This is a genomic window from Streptomyces sp. 3N207 (assembly GCF_052246355.1).
Classification (GTDB): domain Bacteria; phylum Actinomycetota; class Actinomycetes; order Streptomycetales; family Streptomycetaceae; genus Streptomyces.
In genome coordinates, this window is the sequence record NZ_JBQQBV010000021.1 from 119015 (window position 1) to 135727 (window position 16713).

Here is a 16713-nt window from a genome sequence, read left to right on the forward strand (position 1 = left end):
GCCATGACCACCACAGCACACAGCCGCCGCGCTTCCCTCACCGCGGCTGCCGCCGCCCTGCTGGCCGGGGCGTTCGCGGTGCCGAGCCAGGCGGCGGCATCCCAGGCGGCAGCCCAGGCGGCGCCCCTTGCCGAGCCTCGTGCGGAGCAGAGCAAGGTGCTCGTCTTCTCCAAGACCGCCGGGTTCCGGCACGACTCCATCCCCGACGGGATCGCCGCCGTCCGGCAACTCGGTGCGGAGCACGGCTTCGGCGTCGACGCGACGGAGGACGCCGCTGCCTTCACGCCGAAGAAGCTGGCGCAATACGACGCCGTCGTCTTCCTGTCGACGACCGGTGATGTGCTCAACGAGGGCCAGCAGCGGGCGTTCGAGAAGTACATCGGCGACGGCGGCGGCTATGTGGGCGTGCACGCCGCCGCCGACACCGAGTACGACTGGAAGTGGTACGGCGGGCTGGCCGGGGCCTACTTCGAGTCGCACCCGGCGATCCAGCCCGCCACCATGAAGGTCGAGGACCGCGGCCATCCGGCCACCGCCCACCTCGGCGAGAGCTGGAACCGTACCGACGAGTGGTACAACTACCGCTCCAACCCGCGCAAGAGGGCCCACGTACTGGCCACCCTGGACGAGGGCTCGTACACCGGCGGCACCATGGGCGGGGACCATCCGCTGGCCTGGTGCCAGAAGTACGCGGGCGGCCGGGCCTTCTACACCGGTGCGGGCCACACCAAGGAGTCCTACGCCGACCCCGCCTTCCGGCAGCACCTGCTGGGCGGTATCCAGTACGCGACGGGTGCGGTGCAGGCCGACTGCCGTCCGGAGACCGGGTACACACCGCTGTACGACGGCCACGGTCTGGACGGCTGGAAACAGGCGGGCCCCGGTTCGTTCGAGGAGAGCCCGGACGGCACGCTCACCACACGCGGCGGCATGGGGCTGCTGTGGTACGCGGCACGCGAGTTCGACTCGTACTCGCTGAAGCTCGACTGGAGGACGGCGAGTGCGGACGGGGACGACAACTCCGGTGTCTTCGTCGGCTTCCCCGCCTCCGACGACCCGTGGTCGGCGGTCGAGAAGGGGTACGAGATCCAGATCGACGCCTCCGACGTCGCGGAGAAGACGACGGGCGCCGTGTACGGATTCCAGTCGGCGGACATCGCCGCGCGGGACGCTGCGCTGAATCCGCCGGGGGAGTGGAACACCTATGAGATCCGGGTCGAGGGTGAACGGCTCCGGGTGTTTCTGAACGGGGTTCTGATCAACGACTACACGAACGCCGATCCCGGCCGGAGCCTCGTCGACGGGCACGTGGGCCTCCAGAACCATGGGGAGGGGGACGAGGTGGCGTTCCGCAACGTGCGTATCCGCGGGTTGCGCTGATCCCGCCCCAGTGGGTGGGTGGGGGCGCGCGTGGCCTTCACCCACCCACCCGTGACCCCGCACTGTTCGGTTGTGCCCGACCGGCCCGCCACAGGCGAACGGGCATCGAGCGGAGCCCGCGAAGAGAGGGAGGACAACGTGACCCACCAAGCAAGCCCCGCCGGCGAGGCGCCCCGCACGGGGGTGTGGCTCATAGGCGCGAGGGGCTCCGTCGCGACGACGACCATCACGGGTGCCGCAGCCCTCGCAGCCGGTCTGCACCCGGCCACCGGCATGGTCACCGAAACCCCTCCGTTCGCCAACGCCTCCCTCCCGCCCCTCGACTCCCTGGTCTTCGGCGGCCACGACACCGCCTCCTGCCCCCTCCCCAAGCGGGCCGAAGCCCTCGCGGAGGCGGGGGTCGTCCCGTACGGTCTGCCCGGCGCGCTGCGCGCGGAGCTCGCAGCCGCCGACGCGGAGATCCGTCCCGGTGGACCGGCCGCGGAGGACGACTCCGCGGCGGAAGAGCTGGTCGCCGGATACGCCGCCGATATCGCAGAGTTCACCCGCACCCATGGCCTCGCCCGCACCGTCGTCGTCAACGTGGCCAGCACCGAGCCGACCCAGCCGGACCCGGCGGACGACCCCCTGCCGCCCAGCTCCCTGTACGCGGCGGCGGCGCTCCGCGCACGGTGCCCTTATGTGAACTTCACGCCGTCGGTGGGGCTGCACCACCCCCGCCTGGCAGACGCGGCCCGCAGCGCCGCCGTCCCCTACGCGGGGCGGGACGGCAAGACGGGGCAGACCCTCCTCCGTTCCGTACTCGCTCCGATGTTCGCGCAGCGTGCGCTCGCCGTACGGGCCTGGTCCGGCACCAACCTGCTCGGCGGCGGGGACGGTGCGGCCCTCGTCGACCCGGGCGCGGCGGCGGCCAAGAACGCGGGCAAGGCCCGGGTGCTCACCGACAACCTCGGTGAACTGCCCGAGGGGGAGGTGCACATCGACGACGTACCGGCGATGGGGGACTGGAAGACGGCCTGGGACCATATCGCCTTCGACGGTTTCCTCGGCTCGCGGATGGTTCTCCAGACCATCTGGCAGGGCTGCGACTCGGCGCTCGCCGCCCCTCTCGTGCTCGACCTGGCCCGCCTCCTGGCCCGTGCCGACGAGCTGTCACTGACCGGCCCGCTCCCAGGGCTGGGCTTCTACTTCAAGGACCCCGACAGCGGTCCCGCCGATCTGCACGCGCAGTGGCAAGCCCTGTTGCAGCTCGCCACCCGCTTCGCCGGTTCCGCCCGATGACGGCCGGTCGCGTCGCGGACTGGGCGCAGTTGCTGCGGGTCTCGGCCGTGTCGACCGTGCCGGGCGATGCGCTGGTGGGCGCTGTGGCGACCGGCCGGGGCCCGGGCCGGGGCACCGCGCTGGCGGCGGGCGCCTCCCTCTGCCTGTACGAGGCGGGCATGGCGCTCAACGACTGGGCCGACCGGGAGGAGGACGCCCGCGAGAGGCCCGAACGGCCCCTGCCCTCCGGCCGTATCCGCCCTGCGGCTGCCCTCGCGGCAGCCACCGGGCTGACGGCGGCGGGGCTGGCATGCGCCGCCCGCGCCGGACGTCTTCCGCTCGCCACGGCCACCGCGCTGGCCGCCACCGTCTGGGCGTACGACCTCCGGCTCAAGCACACCCCGGCAGGGCCGGCGGCGATGGCTGCCGCCCGCTCCCTCGATGTGCTGCTGGGCGCCACGGCGACGACTGCGGACGGTGAACGGCCTGTTCTGCCCGGACGCGCCCACGCTTCCGTACGTCCGCTCGGCGCGGCGGCGCTCATGGGGGCGCACACCCTCGCGGTCACCGCCGTGTCGCGGCGGGAGGCGGAGGGCGGGGCTCCGGCCGTGCCGCTGGCGGCGCTGGGGGCCGTGGGCGCAATCGCGGGGCTGCTGGTGCGGCAGCGTACGCGGCTGACGGTGGCTGCGAGCGCCGTGTACGCAGCGACGGCCGGCCGGCCGCTGGCACACGCCGCGCTCAACCCCTCGCCGCCGCTGCTCCAGCGCGCGGTGGGCGGCGGCATCCGCGCCATGCTGCCGCTCCAGGCCGCGCTCGCCGCTCACGTCTCCCGTACGGCCGGAGCGGACGCGGCCCGCACAGCCGCGCCCCGCACAGCCGCCGCCCGCAGTGACGTGGCCCGCAAGGCGCAGAACCGGGGCGCCGGTTCCGTGTCCGCTGTCGCGCTGCTCGGCCTGCTGCCCGTCGCCCGCCGCCTCTCCCGGAAGGTCAGCCCCACATGACCCGGTCCCGGCCTCCGTTCCCCGGCTCCCCACTGCGCTACGCCTACGGCACCAACGGCTTGGCCGACCTGCGGCTCGGCGACGCCCTGGGGCTGCTCGCCGACCTCGGTTACGCAGGTGTCGGGCTGACGCTCGACCATATGCACCTCGACCCCCTCGCCCCCGATCTCGCCGCCCGTACTGCGAAGGTGGGCCGCGCGCTGGAGCGGCACGGGCTGACGGTCACCGTGGAGACGGGGGCGCGCTATGTGCTCGACGCGCGCCGCAAGCACCACCCCACGCTGCTCGATCCCGACGCGGAGGCCCGCTCCGCGCGGACGGACCTGCTGCTGAAGGCGGTACGCGTCGCCGCCGACCTGGGCGCGCACGCCGTGCACTGTTTCAGCGGGCAGCTCCCTCCTGGCACCGCGCCGGAGACCGGCTGGGCGCGGCTGGCGGACGGTATCGGCTCGGTGCTGGACGGCGCCGCCGCGGCAGGTGTGCCGGTGGCGATCGAGCCGGAGCCCGGCCATCTGCTGGCGGACCTCGCCGGGTTCCACCGGCTGCGTACCGCGCTCGGCAGTCCCGAACCGCTCGGGCTCACCCTCGACATCGGGCACTGCCAGTGCCTGGAGCCGCAGGCCCCGGCCGACTGCGTACGGGAGGCCGCACCATGGCTGCGGCACGTACAGCTCGAGGACATGCGGCGCGGCGTGCATACGCATCTGCCGTTCGGCGAGGGGGAGATCGACTTTCCACCCGTGCTGGCCGCACTGCGCGCGGCCGACTACGACGGGCTGGTCACCGTGGAACTGCCCCGCGACTCCCATGCCGGTCCCGAGCGTGCTGCCGCCTCCATCGACTTCCTGACCACCGCCGAGGCCAAGGCCGCCGCACTGCCCCAGGAGGACGCCCCATGCTGACCCCGCTCGCCTCCCTCCGCACCGGTCTGGAGCTCCAGCTGACAGCGGAGTCCCGCACCTGGCTGCACCGGGCACTTGCCGAAGCGGCGGATGCGCGTACTGACCCCGCCGCGCCCCGCACCGGCGCCGCACCCCGACTCCCGTGCTGGGAGCTCCACTTCGTCACCGCGGGCCGCAAGTGCCGCCCCGCGCCCAGGGGCGGCGGCGCAGCATCCGCTTCCGACCCCGTCGACGCCGCCCGCGTGCTCATCCTGCACGCCGCGGCCCCCGGTACCGACGCACTCGCCCGCCTCTACACGCGCGGCACCGCGGACGAGCGACGCGCTGTGCTGCTGGCCCTGCCGCATCTGGACCCGCCGCCGGACACGGCAGGCGCCCTCGCCCTCGTGGAGGACGCGTTACGGGCCAACGACACCCGGCTGATCGCCGCCGCACTGGGGCCGTACGCCGCCGCGCATCTGGACGCCCACCAGTGGCGGCAGGGCGTGCTCAAGTGCCTGTTCACCGGGGTGCCGGCCGCCGTCGTAGCGGGGCTCGAACACCGCGCCGCGGGGGACGCCGAACTCGCCCGGATGCTGGAGGACTACGCGCGTGAGCGCACCGCCGCGGGCCGCACCGTGCCCGAGGACCTCGGGCACCTGCTGAAACTGGCCCGGTTCGAGGAGACCGAGGAGCGTGAAGCGCCATGAAGCCGCAGCCGCAGCCACCGAAGACCAGCCGTCGCATCTTCGACCCGCACATCCATATGACCTCCCGCACCACCGACGACTACGCCGCGATGTATGCGGCCGGGGTGCGCGCGCTGGTCGAGCCCTCCTTCTGGCTCGGCCAGCCCCGCACCTCGCCCGCGACGTTCTTCGACTACTTCGACTCGCTGCTGGGCTGGGAGCCCTACCGCGCAGCCCAGTACGGCATCGCCCACCACTGCACCCTGGCGCTCAACCCGAAGGAGGCCAACGACCCGCGCTGCACACCCGTGCTGGACGAGCTGCCGCGCTACCTCCTCAAGGACGGGGTCGTGGCGGTCGGCGAGGTCGGCTACGACTCGATGACCCCGGCCGAGGACACCGCGCTGGCCGCCCAGCTCCAGCTGGCCCTCGACCACGAACTACCGGCCCTCGTGCACACCCCGCACCGCGACAAGGCCGCCGGGCTCGCCCGCACGCTCGACGTACTGCGGGAGTCGGGACTGCCGCCGGAGCGGGTGGTGCTCGACCACCTGAACGAGACGACGGTGGGCGCCGCCGCGGACAGCGGCTGCTGGCTCGGCTTCTCCATCTACCCCGACACCAAGATGGACCCCGACCGGATGGTCCGCATCCTGCGGGTGCACGGCACCGAGCGGGTGCTGGTCAACTCCGCGGCCGACTGGGGCCACAGCGACCCGCTCAAGACCGGCCACGTCGCCGACGCGATGCTCGCCGCCGGCTTCGACGAGGACGACGTCGACCAGGTGCTGTGGCGCAACCCGGTCGCCTTCTACGGCCAGAGCGGACGGCTCGCCCTCGATGTCGCCCCGCCGGGCGAACGCGAGCAGCAGCTGTTCCAGGGCAACTCCATCCTGCGCGGCGGAGAGTGAGGAGAGCGCGGCCATGCGATTCCGGCACCCCGACGGCACCACGGTCCACCTCGCCTACTGCACCAACGTCCATGCAGCCGAGCAACTCGACGGCGTACTACGGCAGCTGACCGAATACGCGGAGCCGGTACGCCGCAGGCTGCACCGCGACCGGCTCGGCATCGGCCTGTGGCTGGCCCGCGACGCGGCTCGTACGCTCACCGACGACCCGGCGGCGATCCGCCGGCTGCGCTCCTGCCTCGACCGGGCGGGCCTGGAGGTCGTCACCCTCAACGGCTTCCCGTACCAGGGCTTCGGCGACGAGCACGTCAAATACCGCGTCTACCAGCCCGACTGGACCGACGACGCGCGGCTGGACCATACCACCGACCTCGCCCGGCTGCTGGCCACACTGCTGCCCGACGATGTGACCGAGGGCAGCATCTCGACGCTGCCCCTCGCCTGGCGCACCGGCTTCGACGCCGAGGCCCGCCGCCGTGCGCTGACCCGGCTGCACACCCTCGCCGCGCGGCTGGACGCGCTGGAGGAACTGACGGGCCGCTCCGTCCGCGTCGGACTGGAGCCCGAGCCCGGCTGCACCGTGGAGACCACGGCCGACGCCATCGCGGCGCTGACGGGAGAGGAAGGGCCGCCCGCGCACCGGATCGGCGTCTGTGTGGACACCTGCCATCTGGCCACCGCGTTCGAGGACCCGGCCAAGGCGCTGGCCGCACTCGGCGAGGCGGGCCTGACCGTCGTCAAGTCCCAGCTGTCCGCAGCGCTGCACGCCGAGCACCCGGAACGGCCCGAAGTACGCGCTGCCCTCGCCGAGTTCGCCGAGCCGCGCTTCCTGCACCAGACCCGCGCCCGCACCCCGGACGGCACCCTGCGCGCCACCGACGACCTCGACCGGGCACTGGCACCCGGAGCGCTGCCCACCACCGGGCCCTGGCGCTCCCATTTCCACGTCCCCCTGCACGCCCCGCTCAGCCCACCGCTGAGCGCCACCACGCCGGTGCTCCGCGAGACGCTGACGCACCTGGTCGGCGGCCCCACCCCGCTGACCCGGCACCTGGAGGTGGAGACCTACACCTGGCAGGCCCTCCCGCCGGCGCTGCGCCCCACCACTCGTGCACAGCTCGCCGACGGTCTCGCCGCCGAGCTGTCCACCGCCCGCGACCTCCTCACCGGTCTCGGCCTCAAGGAGCTGCCGTGAGCGCCCCGTTGCTGGTCATCGACGTGGTCGGGCTGACCCCCGCGCTCCTGTCCCATATGCCGAACCTGCGCGCCCTGGCCCGGGACGGCTCGCAGGCTCCGCTCGGGACGGTCCTCCCCGCCGTCACCTGCGCCGCCCAGTCCACCTTCCTGACTGGCGAACTCCCCTCCGGGCACGGCATCGTCGGCAACGGCTGGTACTTCCGCGAGCTCGGCGACGTACTGCTGTGGCGCCAGCACAACGCGCTGGTCGGCGGCGAGAAACTGTGGCACACAGCGCGCGCCCGGCAGCCCGGCTACACGGTGGCGAACATCTGCTGGTGGTACGCGATGGGTGCGGATACCGACTGGACGGTCACCCCGCGCCCCATCTACTACGCCGACGGCCGCAAGGAGCCCGACTGCTACACCCGGCCGCCGTCGCTGCACGACGAACTCGTCGCCGAACTGGGCGACTTCCCGCTCTTCACCTTCTGGGGCCCCGGCGCGAACCTCACCTCCTCCCGGTGGATCATCGACGCCACCCGCCACATCCTGCGCACCCGCCACCCCGACCTCGCCCTGGCCTACGTCCCGCACCTCGACTACGACCTCCAGCGCTACGGTCCCGACGACCCGCGTGCCCACCGCGCCGCCGCCGACGTGGACGCAGCGCTCGCCCCGCTGCTCGCCGACGCGCGCGCCGAGGGCCGCACCGTCGTCGCACTCTCCGAGTACGGCATCACCCGCGTACGCCGCCACGTCGACATCAACCGTGTGCTGCGCCGCGCCGGGCTGCTGGAAGTCCACACCCAGGACGGCATGGAGTACCTGGACCCGTGGGCCTCCCGCGCCTTCGCCGTCGCCGACCACCAGCTCGCCCACGTCTACGTACGCGATCCCGCCGACCTCCCCGCCACCCGCGAGGCACTGGCCGGACTGCCGGGCCTGGACCGGCTGCTGGACGAGACCGGCAAGAAGGAGGCGGGCCTGGACCATCCGCGCTCCGGCGAACTGGTCGCCGTCGCCGCACCCGACGCCTGGTTCACCTACTACTACTGGCTGGACGACCGCCGCGCCCCCGACTTCGCACAGCTCGTGGAGATCCACCGGAAGCCCGGCTACGACCCGGTCGAGCTGTTCATGGACCCGAACGACCCCTACGTCAAGCTGCGCGCCGCCGCCGCGCTGGCCCGCAAGAAGACCGGTATGCGCTACCGCATGGCCGTGGTCCCCCTCGACCCCTCCCTGATCCGCGGCAGCCACGGCCGGCTGCCGGACCGCATCGAGGACGGTCCCGTACTCCTCTGCTCCCGCCCCGGCGCGCTGGGCACGCGGGGGCCGGACACCGGGGCAGATCCGTTCCCCGCCACCGAAGTGAAGCGCCTGCTTCTCGATCTCGCACTGGGAGACGTCTCATGACCAGCAGATCCGCTCGGCCCCAGCATCCCGAACTCGACCGTACGCTGCGCCGCCGCGGCTTCCTCGGCGTCGCGGCAGGCGCCACGGCCGCCACCCTGCTGGGCAGCGCCACCCAGGCCGCTGCTGCACCGGGCGAAGCGGCCTCGACGGACTGCCGCCCGATCGTCCCGCGGGGCAAGCTCGGTATCCAGCTGTACACCGTCCGCGACCAGATCCAGAAGCTCGGCTTCGCCACCGTCTTCAAGGAGCTGGAGCGCTACGGCTACGACGCCGTCGAGTTCGCCGGCTACACCCAGGGCACCGGAGACCTCACTCTCCGCCAACTCAAGCGCCTGCTGCGCGACCACGGACTGCGCGGAATCGGCAGCCACGTCGGCTACTACTCCGCCAACCCCGACGACTACACCTTCGCCACCCAGCTGGAGAAGGTCCTCGACGACGCCGCGGCCCTCGGCGTCCCCCACGTGGGCACGGCAGCCAGCCCGGACCGCTACGGCCGGACAGTCGACGCATGGAAGCGCGCCGCGGAGGACTTCAACAGCTACGGAGCGGCAGCCCGCGAGCGCGGACTGAAGTTCTACCAGCACAACCACCAGATGGAGTTCGGCTTCGCCGAGGACAAGCCCGACGTACGCCTCTACGACGTGCTGCTCGCCGAGACCGACCCCGAGCTGGTCTATCTGGAGATGGACATCTACTGGGCCTTCGCCGGCAAGCACCGCTTCAGCGTCCGCCCCGACGGCACCCCGGCCCCCTTCGACCCCGTCGACTACGTACTGGCAGCCCCGCACCGCTACCCGCTCTTCCACGTCAAGGACGGCGAACACGACGAAGCGTCGCCGGACGGCTACCACATGGTCGACGTCGGCGACGGCGACATCGACTACGAGCACTTCGTCGGCACCGTGCTGCGGCGGCACCGGGGCCGCCGCGCCGATCACCACTGGCTGATGGAACGCGACGACGCGGTCGACCCCAACGCCAACCCCGCGGGCTCCCTCACCTCGGCCCGCCGCTCGGCCGCCTACCTCCGCGCCAAGCGGTAACGAGAGCTTTCCCCGCAAACAGGGCATAAGCCCCAACCTGCCAGGAAACCCAGGTGAGAAGCACTCCCAACCCTTGGTATCGTTACGGCCGTCGCCACAGCAACCCAACCGCTGTGGCACGGCCCGGTCCGGGTGGCGGAATGGTAGACGCGCTAGCTTGAGGTGCTAGTGCCCTTTATCGGGCGTGGGGGTTCGAGTCCCCCCTCGGACACGTACCAAATCCCCACGGCTTCCTGTGTGCCGTGGGGATTTGCTGTTTCCGACGCCGGGTGTGATCTCGGCAAGGACTGTGGCCTTGTTCGAGGCGTAGGTGAGCTGGAGCCCCAGCTGGCTGTAGAGCTCGGCTTTGTCGGTATGGCCTGTTGGGGGAGTGGCTGCGGCCATAAGGTCGATGGTCTCCTCGATGCGGTGTGGGGAGAAGAGTTTCGCGATCCATTCGTCGAGTGGTCCGATCAGCCAGGATTCGCGCAGGTAGACGTTTCGGGGGTGCTGGATGCGGTTCGCGAGTGCGTACTCGTTCGGGAAGCGGCAGCGGTAGTAGGCGCTTCCGTGGGACCACTGCCCTTGTATGCGGCGCTTGCATACGCCGCAGAGGAGTCGCCCCCGGAAGAGATAGGGATTCCGGGTTCGGTGCTTTACGTGCTGGTGCCGGTGGAAGCCCTGATGTGCAACTGGCCCTGAACGCGGGCGAAGGTGTCGTCGTCGACGAGCGGGGTATGGACGATCTCTTTCGAGATGATCCACTTGTCCTGGGTGTTCCAGCGCATCTTGGTCGTGTAGCCGAGGCTGACATCGGAGATGTCGAGCAGCGCCTCGTGCTTCTTCTGCCGGTTCCAGACCTGGCGGCCCGTGTAGCGCGGGTTGTCCAGGATCGCGCGCACGGCGCTCTTGGCCCAGGCGCGGGCGTCTCGGTGAGGATTGCGGCGGGGGTCGTGAGCCGAAGGGCTGGGGATGCCGTCCCGGGTGAGTCCTTCCGCGATGGCATAGATCCCGTATCCGCGTAGGAACTCGCTGAAGATCCGTACTACTACGGGTGCGGTCCGTGGGTCGGTTTCCAGGCCGTGCAGTCGTTTTCCCTCGGCCGCTTTGCCTGGGTTCGGGTGGGGTCCCAGATCGCGCAAACGGTAGCCGTGGGGTGGTCGGCCGCCGAGGAAGCGGCCTTCCATCAAGGTCTGGGAGGACATCGCCGCATGCACACGCACCTTGATGCGGTTGCGTTCGCCCTTGGACGTGCCGCCGAACACGGACATGATCAGGTCGTGTGCTTCGTTGCTGCCATCGACCGCGCCGCCGACCTCGGGCACCCGGAGTGGCACGCCGTAGTGAACGAACAGCGGGAAGGTGTCGCCGAACTCGTTGCCGTAGAAGGCCCGCTGGGGTTCACCGATGACCACTGCGTCGAACCCACGGCTGGGGTCAGCAAGTGCGGCCAGTAGTGCCTGGGCGTGCGGGCGCCGTTTCCAGGGCAGGGCTCGGGTCTCTGCGATGTCGAAGTAGTCGGCAGCGATTGTGCCGCCGGTCGGCCCGATGAGTGCTTCGGCCCCGCCCGCGCTGCCAGAGTCGGGATGCCTCGGGTTCTTGCTGGTCCTCGGTGGAAACGCGTCCGTAGAAGGCGAAACGGAGCGCGCGATCGGGCGCCGGTCCAGCGTTGGCAGCTGGATTCGGCGTCGTGTTCAGCCAGGGAAGCGAGAGGTCGGTTTCACTCACCCGCGTGATCCTTTTGTTGGTGGTTCGTGGGGTCGTCCTGTGATAGCTCCACGCTCGCCGGAGCGCCAGTGTGCTCTACGTGCTGCCTGAGAATGCGCAGAAGGATGCCGACGGCAGCGTGATCGAGTTGCGGCTCAGGCGCGGCAAAGTGGACGCGAAAGCGGCTCGGTGGTGTCTCAGCGCTTGGGCGTTTGGTCATCCGTCACCGTCCGACCCGGCGGTAGTGCCTTCGTGCGCGGTGCCTGGGTGTGAGGAGAGAAGGCGGTGTTGCTGAGTGGGTGGAGGATGGCCGTTCGGAGTACGCATCACGTAGGCGGGCTTCGCCCAGCCGGAGGCAGTCAGTTCTCGGACTCACACAAGAGATAGACAATTCGTCACGCGATGTTGCCATCGCTCAGCCTCGGACTGGCTTAACGGAGTAGTACGACATGGACTCCCGGGCGGCGGCGTCAGCTGATTGAGCAGCAGCTCGAGGTGGCTGGGCCGGTGGCCCGACCAGCTGGACGCGCTCCCGCTCGGTGTCGTGCCGTAGAGGGCTATCAGCTGGGGTGCGGCGCACGCTGGAGGAACGGTGACGAGTTGCGGGTCTGGAGGAGACGAGTTCGCATCGTCCATCTGACACGGCGCACAACTTCGGTCCCGATCCGAGGCCCTCCGGCGCGGAGGGTGGCATGCGGCTCAGCGTGCGCCCGAAGCTCCGGGGCGGGCGACGCACAGCGCCCAGATGACGAACCCGTACATTGCGATCAGGACGACGGACCAGATCGGGTAGTAGGGCAGTGACAGAAAGCTCGTCACCAGGAGCAGGCCGGCGATGGCGACTCCCGCTATGCGAGCCCAGAGCCTGGCTTTGAAGAGGCTCAGGCCGACCATGAACGCTACGAAGCCCAGTATCAGATGAATCCAGCCCCAGCCTGACACGTCGAATTGGAACACATAGTCCGGCGTGCTCACGAAGACGTTGTCCTTGGCGACGGCCATGATGCCGCGCAAGATTCCGAGCACCCCCCCGATGACGAGCATGACCGCACCGAATGCCACTACTCCGGTGGCCAGCGGCTCGTAGCTCTGGGCCGGGTGCTTCACTGCTTGCGTCATGATGACTCCTCGGTTCGTCGGGGTTCTCCGAACGGTGACTGGTACAGATTTCATGCCAGGATCAATACGACGAAGATCAGGCACGCGATGATGTTGATCAGCCAACTGTTGTTGTTCATCCAGTCCCGAAGGCTTGGCATCGCCGACGCGGCACGGCGCCCCAGGAGCACACGCAAGAGCAGCGGGATGGCGCCGACCGCAACCGTCAAGGCGATGAACGGCAGTGCGTCGGTGTAGGAGTCCCTCGCCTGCTCCACATGAATGCCGACGGTAAGCATCACCATCAGGTCCGACGGCATCACCAGAATGACCAGCAAGCCCGCCCGGAACGCCTTCCGGATGTCGGCCGACATCAGCGCATACAACCACTTCGGCGGTTCAACGGTCTCCCGCTTCCGCCAGTTCCGCAGGGCGACCAGAATCAGCAGGGCCACCAACACGTACTGGATCACACGGCCGACGGAGCTTTTGTTGCCGGCGCTTCCGAGGTCGACGGCACCACCCAGGCCGGTGGCAACCCCCAGCATGACGGCCACACCCGCCGAGGTGGCCATCAGCACTCCGGCCAGAAAGCCCAGGGATATCCGAACGGCTTTCTGCGCCGTGGCAAAGATGACGGCCGACATGATCTGGGGCCCCGCCATCATGGTGATTGCGAGAGGCAGAACATTCAGATTGTTCATAGGAGACCATCTCTGTGGAGCTGGTCACGCGGCATGGACCTGCTCAGCAGGCCGTGCGCCTGAGTCTCCTCCTCTTTTTTCTTCTCCGTTCCAATTGGACCAGGACCTGTCACCAGCGCACACCTATGTAGCCCAAACGGGTGAGGTTGGCGCAGGGGGCGGCAGGGATGCGACATATCACCGAGGTGTATGTCGCCACCCGCATGCACCCGGTCACACGTCGTAGGACCCTGCCGACTGCCGGAGGCCGAGTGCACAGGTGAAGTCGCGCAGGAGGTCGGCGAGGACGGACGTGTGAGCACTCAGCCGCTCGCGGGTACCCGCGCACTGGGAGCCGACCCGGTGGAGAACGAGCGCCGACGCGTGGAACTGCTCACGGGCCCCAAGGAGATACGCGAACACGCTGTTTCCGTACGTCTGGCCTGGGAGGAGATGGAGGCCGTGTGCCGCCCCGGCTCCGTGGTGGTCGAGGAGTTCATGGCGGTTCGGCCGCGTGGCTCGGTGCAGCGCCTGGCCTCGCGGGTGACGGGCCGGCTGCGGCCCGGGCCGGATCGCGGGACGCGTTCGCCTCGCTCTTCCCCGCGATCACCGCCACCGGCGTCTCCAAACGCACTGCTCTTCAGGCTCTGGCCCGCCAAGAGGAGGGACTCCGGGGCCTGTACGGCGGCGCGGTGTTCCGGGGAAGCACCGGCGGCGCCCTGGACGCCGCCCTCGTCCTGCGCACCCTCATCGGCGCGGGGGACGAGGTGTGGCTGCGAGCGGGCGCCGGGGTCACCGCTCAGTCCAGCCCAGCACAGGAGATCGAGGAGACCTGCGAGAAGCTGCGCAGCGTCGCTCCGCACCTCAGGTTCTCCAAGGACTGATCCGACACCTTTCGAGAACTTCCCGAAGTCCTGACCGACATCGCGATCCAGGGCCCGGCAGCGTTCCGCCGCTTCAAGGACATGCTGGCCACCTCACCGGCACAGCTGAGGCGACACTGGTTGTTCTATGCGGAGCTGCAGTTGGGCCTGGCTCGCGGTTCAGGGCTACCGGCCGGCGCTGTCGGGCGGTCACTGACCCCCGCGGTCTTCACGGTCCCCAGTATCGGTAGGTCTCGATCCTTCCCCAAGCTCTCGGCTTCGCTCGAGCAGGGGAGGCCCCATCGCCCCTTCGGGTGCAGGGTCCGGCAGCGGAAGGTCGAGAATGCCGATCGCCTGCCGGTACCTGCCTCACGCACAGACCGCCACGATGTGGCTGCCGGGCAGCAGGTCCACCTTCTTCACGGTGACCTCGACACCGAGAACGACCGTCTTGAATGGGACGGTCAGATGCTCTGCGAGCATCGTGTAGAGGCCGGTGAGCTGCTCCTGGTCGTCGTAGGCGTCCACGGTGGCCTGCTCGACCAACTCGTCGAGTTCCGCGTCACTCAGCTGCCTGTCCAGAGGGAACACGGTACCGGCGGAACCCGCAGGTCCCGTCCCTCGGTCAACCGCCGAGTGCGCCGCGCTGAGCCAGGAGGCACGAGCGGGTGCTGATCCGGGACCGATTGCCCGCTCGTGGCACCTACCGATGGCCGCCGGGGCCCATGGCTCTTGATTGAGTAGGAGACCAGCCATGTTCTGGGTGCCCCTGTGGGACTCGAGCCTGTGGCTGCCCGCTCACATTCCAGGCCCTGGAGGAGGGGCTGTGACCTGCGGTTTCTCCTCAGTCTGGATGGGAGTCCGCCGACTCGGCTCTTCCTTGCTTCCCCTGGGGCGCACGACCACGAACGCCGCTGGCAGGAAAAATATGGCGCTGACCTAGGGCGATGCTCAGGCAGTACTGACCGCAGGTTCGCGCCCCCGGCAGGGCACGCCACAGATGGGAAACCCCCTCACCCTCCTCGAAGGCCTCGCTCTGAAGCTCTACGGCTTCCAGGACCTGCGCCGCCAGACCGGCCGCGAACGCTTGGTGGAGGGCGCGCTCCTTGTCGCCCACATCGCTGGGTACATCACCCTGCTTCTGGCGACCATGCCGTTCGTGCACGCACTCGTCTTCGCCGCGCTCCATCAAGCCCTGTTCGGGCTGCACCTGGGCATGGCATTCGCGCCCAACCACAAGGGGATGGACATGCCCGACCCTGACGGCGAAAAGTGGGGACACCTGCGACGCCAGGTCCTCACGTCCCGCAATATCAGGGGCAGCGTCCTCACCGACTGGTTCCTCGGCGGCCTCAACTACCAGATTGAGCACCACCTGTTCCCCAGCATGCCCCGCCCCCATTGAGGCTCGCCCAGTCCATGGTGAAGGCCCACTGCCGCGACCTCGGTATCCCCTACACGGAGACCGGCCTCATCGACTCCTACCGTCAGGCCCTGCGGCACATGTTCGAGGTGGGAGAGCCGCTGCGCGCCGACATATGATGAATGGGCGCTGCTCCGGACTTGGTTGAAGCGTTCCTCGACGGCTTGTCCGCGGAGTTGTGGATGGTGGCCGTACGCCGGCGGCACCCCAGTACGCAGGTGCTTATAGACGTGGGCTGACGGCGCACTGTTCTTTTGTGCTGCCTCAGCGCTTACCTGGTTCGGTATGCCCGGAGGAAGGTCCGCACTCCCTCGACGATGAGTGGCCGGACGCGGGTGTCCTCCGCGGCATTTGCGGAACCGAGTCTGTCGAGCGCGACGCCGAAGGTCAGTGCGAGGAACTGGTCGGCCGCGAGTCGGGGGTCGGGGACGTCGAGCAGCCCGGCTGCGGCGAGGGCGGCGAACCGCTCGGCAAGTGCCTCGTCGGGGGTGTCGGCCAGGGGGTTTTCACCCCGGTGCGGCAGGTGGCCGGATTCCGCCCGGACCAGTCGTTGCAGCGTTGCGTACTCGGCCGAGCCGAGCATGTCGGTTGCGATGCGCATCGAGAACGTGACCAGGGCGTCCTCCAGTTCGGCGGCCTCGGTGGGGTCGGTCAGGGTGTCGTCGAGGGTGTGCCGGATCGTGCTGATCAGTGACTGGCCGACGGCGTCGAGGACTGCTTGCAGCAGCGTCTGCTTGTCGCCGAAGTAGTCGTAGACCGTCCGCTTGGACACCTCAGCCCGGGCGGCGACCGCGTCGACGCTGGTCCGGTCGAAGCCGTCGGCGAGGAACAGTTCCCGGGCTGCCGTGAGGATGGCGGCCCGCTTCCGCGCGGACCCCTCACGCAGTGTCTTTGTAGTCGGCATGGGCACATCTTAGCTCTTTTACACTGCACGGTGTAGTGTAGTACCGTCGATGCGGGCCGCACTCCTGCACCCGCTCCGCCCGGCCGGGCCGTGCATGCGCCACGCCGGGTGCCGCTTCCCCGGTCCACCCCGGCGGACGACCTCGCACCTGTTCCACAAGCACCATGCCGACCGCGCCCCGTGTGAATGGCTGCTGTGTCCGCGCCGGGCTCGGCAGGGCGGCAGCGCTACGCGTTCGGCCGAACCCCTCACCCGTCCGGCAACGATGGAAAGGACGTTCATGACCGCGACCG

At 69.9% G+C, this 16713-nt stretch carries 15 protein-coding genes, 1 tRNA gene and 2 pseudogenes; 12 read left to right on the forward strand and 6 right to left on the reverse strand.

The features are described 5' to 3' along the window. Nucleotides 1–3 precede the first annotated feature (3 nt). The 10 genes from ACTWP9_RS27985 to ACTWP9_RS28030 all read left to right on the forward strand — a co-directional run bounded on the left by ACTWP9_RS27985 (nt 4) and on the right by ACTWP9_RS28030 (nt 9974). Nucleotides 4–1380, forward strand: a complete 1377-nt coding sequence (locus ACTWP9_RS27985; protein ID WP_443249067.1) for a ThuA domain-containing protein — start codon at nt 4–6, stop codon at nt 1378–1380. Nucleotides 1381–1518: 138 nt separating this feature from the next. Then, a complete protein-coding gene (locus tag ACTWP9_RS27990; protein ID WP_443249068.1) occupies nt 1519–2661 on the forward strand; it encodes an inositol-3-phosphate synthase in 1143 nt (380 codons plus the stop codon). Next, on the forward strand, nt 2658–3641 hold the full coding sequence (locus ACTWP9_RS27995) for an SCO3242 family prenyltransferase (protein WP_443249069.1): 984 nt from the start codon (nt 2658–2660) through the stop codon (nt 3639–3641). The genes ACTWP9_RS27990 and ACTWP9_RS27995 overlap by 4 nt, the downstream gene beginning before the upstream one ends. Next, on the forward strand, nt 3638–4543 hold the full coding sequence (locus tag ACTWP9_RS28000; protein WP_443249070.1) for a sugar phosphate isomerase/epimerase family protein: 906 nt from the start codon (nt 3638–3640) through the stop codon (nt 4541–4543). The genes ACTWP9_RS27995 and ACTWP9_RS28000 overlap by 4 nt, the downstream gene beginning before the upstream one ends. Beyond that, entirely contained in the window at nt 4537–5232 is a 696-nt protein-coding gene (locus ACTWP9_RS28005; protein ID WP_443249071.1) for an EboA domain-containing protein, read from the forward strand. Before ACTWP9_RS28000 ends, ACTWP9_RS28005 begins: the two co-directional genes overlap by 7 nt. Beyond that, nucleotides 5229–6122, forward strand: a complete 894-nt coding sequence (locus ACTWP9_RS28010) for a TatD family hydrolase (protein ID WP_443249072.1) — start codon at nt 5229–5231, stop codon at nt 6120–6122. Before ACTWP9_RS28005 ends, ACTWP9_RS28010 begins: the two co-directional genes overlap by 4 nt. 13 nt (nt 6123–6135) lie before the next feature. Further along, nucleotides 6136–7317, forward strand: coding sequence for a metabolite traffic protein EboE (eboE, locus tag ACTWP9_RS28015; protein ID WP_443249073.1), 1182 nt, complete (start codon nt 6136–6138; stop codon nt 7315–7317). Next, on the forward strand, nt 7314–8717 hold the full coding sequence (locus ACTWP9_RS28020; protein ID WP_443249074.1) for a nucleotide pyrophosphatase/phosphodiesterase family protein: 1404 nt from the start codon (nt 7314–7316) through the stop codon (nt 8715–8717). The genes eboE and ACTWP9_RS28020 overlap by 4 nt, the downstream gene beginning before the upstream one ends. After that, complete coding sequence (locus ACTWP9_RS28025) at nt 8714–9763, forward strand: sugar phosphate isomerase/epimerase family protein (RefSeq protein WP_443249075.1); 1050 nt, start codon at nt 8714–8716, stop codon at nt 9761–9763. The genes ACTWP9_RS28020 and ACTWP9_RS28025 overlap by 4 nt, the downstream gene beginning before the upstream one ends. A 126-nt stretch (nt 9764–9889) precedes the next feature. After that, nucleotides 9890–9974 (forward strand) — tRNA-Leu (locus ACTWP9_RS28030). Here the strand turns inward: ACTWP9_RS28030 and ACTWP9_RS28035 are convergent. The 4 genes from ACTWP9_RS28035 to ACTWP9_RS28050 all read right to left on the reverse strand — a co-directional run bounded on the left by ACTWP9_RS28035 (nt 9929) and on the right by ACTWP9_RS28050 (nt 13251). Then, nucleotides 9929–10507 (reverse strand): zinc ribbon domain-containing protein, encoded by a 579-nt coding sequence (locus tag ACTWP9_RS28035; protein ID WP_443249091.1) that lies wholly within the window; start codon nt 10505–10507, stop codon nt 9929–9931. The two genes, ACTWP9_RS28030 and ACTWP9_RS28035, sit on opposite strands and share 46 nt — an antisense overlap. Further along, the gene (locus tag ACTWP9_RS28040) at nt 10399–11157 is read right to left on the reverse strand and encodes a recombinase family protein (RefSeq protein WP_443249076.1); all 759 of its coding nucleotides are present in this window, start codon (nt 11155–11157) and stop codon (nt 10399–10401) included. The genes ACTWP9_RS28035 and ACTWP9_RS28040 overlap by 109 nt, the downstream gene beginning before the upstream one ends. Before the next feature lie 991 nt (nt 11158–12148). Further along, a complete protein-coding gene (locus ACTWP9_RS28045; protein WP_443249077.1) occupies nt 12149–12568 on the reverse strand; it encodes a DUF7144 family membrane protein in 420 nt (139 codons plus the stop codon). 50 nt (nt 12569–12618) lie between these two features. Continuing rightward, the gene (locus ACTWP9_RS28050; RefSeq protein WP_443249078.1) at nt 12619–13251 is read right to left on the reverse strand and encodes a GAP family protein; all 633 of its coding nucleotides are present in this window, start codon (nt 13249–13251) and stop codon (nt 12619–12621) included. A gap of 261 nt (nt 13252–13512) precedes the next feature. Between ACTWP9_RS28050 and ACTWP9_RS28055 the strand changes: the two are divergent. Then, nucleotides 13513–14114 (forward strand): annotated as a pseudogene (locus ACTWP9_RS28055) (chorismate-binding protein); the annotation flags it as partial. 348 nt (nt 14115–14462) lie between these two features. Here the strand turns inward: ACTWP9_RS28055 and ACTWP9_RS28060 are convergent. Then, complete coding sequence (locus ACTWP9_RS28060) at nt 14463–14684, reverse strand: calcium-binding protein (RefSeq protein ID WP_443249079.1); 222 nt, start codon at nt 14682–14684, stop codon at nt 14463–14465. 418 nt (nt 14685–15102) lie between these two features. Between ACTWP9_RS28060 and ACTWP9_RS28065 the strand changes: the two are divergent. Beyond that, nucleotides 15103–15635: pseudogene (locus ACTWP9_RS28065) on the forward strand (fatty acid desaturase family protein); the annotation flags it as partial. Nucleotides 15636–15787: 152 nt separating this feature from the next. Here the strand turns inward: ACTWP9_RS28065 and ACTWP9_RS28070 are convergent. After that, nucleotides 15788–16420, reverse strand: a complete 633-nt coding sequence (locus ACTWP9_RS28070; protein ID WP_443249080.1) for a TetR/AcrR family transcriptional regulator — start codon at nt 16418–16420, stop codon at nt 15788–15790. Nucleotides 16421–16713: the final 293 nt, after the last annotated feature.

What these genes read in the sequence shown, in the direction of transcription:
- ACTWP9_RS27985 (WP_443249067.1), top strand. Translation starts at nt 4, where the DNA reads ATGACCACCACAGCACACAGCCGCCGCGCTTCCCTCACCGCGGCTGCC.
- ACTWP9_RS27995 (WP_443249069.1), top strand. Translation starts at nt 2,658, where the DNA reads ATGACGGCCGGTCGCGTCGCGGACTGGGCGCAGTTGCTGCGGGTCTCG.
- ACTWP9_RS28000 (WP_443249070.1), top strand. Translation starts at nt 3,638, where the DNA reads ATGACCCGGTCCCGGCCTCCGTTCCCCGGCTCCCCACTGCGCTACGCC.
- ACTWP9_RS28005 (WP_443249071.1), top strand. Translation starts at nt 4,537, where the DNA reads ATGCTGACCCCGCTCGCCTCCCTCCGCACCGGTCTGGAGCTCCAGCTG.
- ACTWP9_RS28010 (WP_443249072.1), top strand. Translation starts at nt 5,229, where the DNA reads ATGAAGCCGCAGCCGCAGCCACCGAAGACCAGCCGTCGCATCTTCGAC.
- eboE (WP_443249073.1), top strand. Translation starts at nt 6,136, where the DNA reads ATGCGATTCCGGCACCCCGACGGCACCACGGTCCACCTCGCCTACTGC.
- ACTWP9_RS28025 (WP_443249075.1), top strand. Translation starts at nt 8,714, where the DNA reads ATGACCAGCAGATCCGCTCGGCCCCAGCATCCCGAACTCGACCGTACG.
- ACTWP9_RS28045 (WP_443249077.1), bottom strand. Translation starts at nt 12,568, where the DNA reads ATGACGCAAGCAGTGAAGCACCCGGCCCAGAGCTACGAGCCGCTGGCC.
- ACTWP9_RS28050 (WP_443249078.1), bottom strand. Translation starts at nt 13,251, where the DNA reads ATGAACAATCTGAATGTTCTGCCTCTCGCAATCACCATGATGGCGGGG.
- ACTWP9_RS28070 (WP_443249080.1), bottom strand. Translation starts at nt 16,420, where the DNA reads ATGCCGACTACAAAGACACTGCGTGAGGGGTCCGCGCGGAAGCGGGCC.